The organism is Aeromonas sp. QDB11 (assembly GCF_027705265.1).
Classification (GTDB): Bacteria; Pseudomonadota; Gammaproteobacteria; order Enterobacterales; family Aeromonadaceae; genus Aeromonas; species Aeromonas allosaccharophila.
Genome location: NZ_JAPDBM010000162.1, coordinates 1 through 1,585, shown reverse-complemented (window position 1 = coordinate 1,585; position 1,585 = coordinate 1). Strand labels below are relative to the sequence as shown.

Here is a 1,585-nt window from a genome sequence, read left to right as displayed (position 1 = left end):
TTGAATGGGTTCATGTGCAGCTCCATCAGCAAAAGGGGATGATAAGTTTATCACCACCGACTATTTGCAACAGTGCCCATCGGCGTAGTAGTGGATGTGGTCGATGACAAAGCCGGTGCGGGTCAGCGTGCGCCGGAGGATCGGCAGAAAATCGACCAGGAACGAAGTAGCGCGTGTGACGACGGCCGGTACGCCGACACGCGCCACGGCCTCGGCCCAGCGCGCGGCCGGCGGTTGGAGCAGGCCGTTGTGCACCGAACCGTGGTAGGTGCCGACCGCCAATGTGAGCCAGCGCTCTAGCTCGCGCAGCGTCAGGGCGGCCTTGTTTTCGGAATCGTAGTCGCCGCGCTGGTCAGGGTTGGAGAAGGTCGTTCCCGGCAGTTCGTCGTGAATCATCTGCATCGCCGTGCCGATGATCCGTTCCACGATGCCGCCATAGTGCGGCTGTCCCAGCGGGCGATAGTCCAGCCGGATGCCATGCTGCTCGCAACCCCGGCGCAGGGCCTCGCTCTTGAACTCGGCCGCGTTGTCTAGGTAGAGCAGCAAGGGCTTGCCGCTCATCTGCCAATCCATTTCCACGTTCAGTCCTTCCAGCCAAGGGCGCTTGTCGCAGGCGACATGCACGAGGCACAGGCCAACCGAAACGGCAGACGGCGCTTCCAGCGTGACGACCATGCCGAGCACGCAGCGGGTGAACACGTCGATGGCGAGGGTCAGGTACGGGCGGCCAATAGGTTGCCGGTCGCGGTCATCGACCACGATCAGGTCGATGACCGTATGGTCTATCTGCACCTGCTCCAGCGGCGCGGTCACGGCAGGAGGCTCGCCGCCCACACCTTGTAGGTCACGAGCGGCATCCTGGCCTTCCCGCCGGCGGATGACCTTGCGCGGGTCAAGGCTAGCGATCCGTAAGGCCACGGTATTGCGCGCCGGCACTCGCAGTTTTTGAGCCTTGCACACCTGAGTGACTTCGCGGTGAAAGGCCGCTAGGCTGCGCTTCTGCTTGGTCAGGAACCGCTTTTGCAGTAGCTCGTGGATGACGCGCTCGACCGGTTCCGGCAAGCGCCCCTTACCTTTACCTCCACCGGACTGGCCGGGCACCAGATCCGTCACGAGGCCGCTGCCTTGCCGGGCACGCCGGATCAGAACGTATACCTGGCGCCGAGACAAGCCCAGCGCCTGAGCCGCCATATCGGCCGCTTCGTGCCCGACCGTCTCCGACTGCGCCAACGGACTGATGATCTCCGCACGACGGCGCGCACGCTCCCAAGCCTCATCAGGCAGAGTGGCCACGCCTTGTTCTGGAATCCGTGGGGTGTCCGTCGCCATGCTCACCTCGCTTTGGTGCACACGAGTATTGAGCATAGTCGAGATTGGTGCAGATCACTTCTGATATTGAACTGTCAGGAGCTGGCTGCACAACAGCCATTACGCCCAATCAACTGGTGCAGTCGTCTTCTGAAAATGACACTGACGAAGCGGCGCGGCCCTGCCTGACATCAAGTTAGGGTATAGCCTAGATTGACATGCGCGATGCAACCCTTAACTTGCTTGCACCTATCGTTTCCATGCTAGCTTTATCGTA

At 61.7% G+C, this 1,585-nt stretch carries 1 protein-coding gene; it reads right to left on the bottom strand.

Annotation, left to right across the window (positions count from 1 at the left end; all coding sequences use genetic code 11):
• Positions 1 to 60 precede the first annotated feature (60 nt).
• The gene (locus tag OKC40_RS22370) at positions 61 to 1,329 is read right to left on the bottom strand and encodes a DNA-binding domain-containing protein (protein WP_000179845.1); all 1,269 of its coding nucleotides are present in this window, start codon (positions 1,327 to 1,329) and stop codon (positions 61 to 63) included.
• Positions 1,330 to 1,585 lie beyond the last annotated feature (256 nt).

What these genes read in the sequence shown, in the direction of transcription:
- OKC40_RS22370 (WP_000179845.1), bottom strand. Translation starts at nt 1,329, where the DNA reads ATGGCGACGGACACCCCACGGATTCCAGAACAAGGCGTGGCCACTCTG.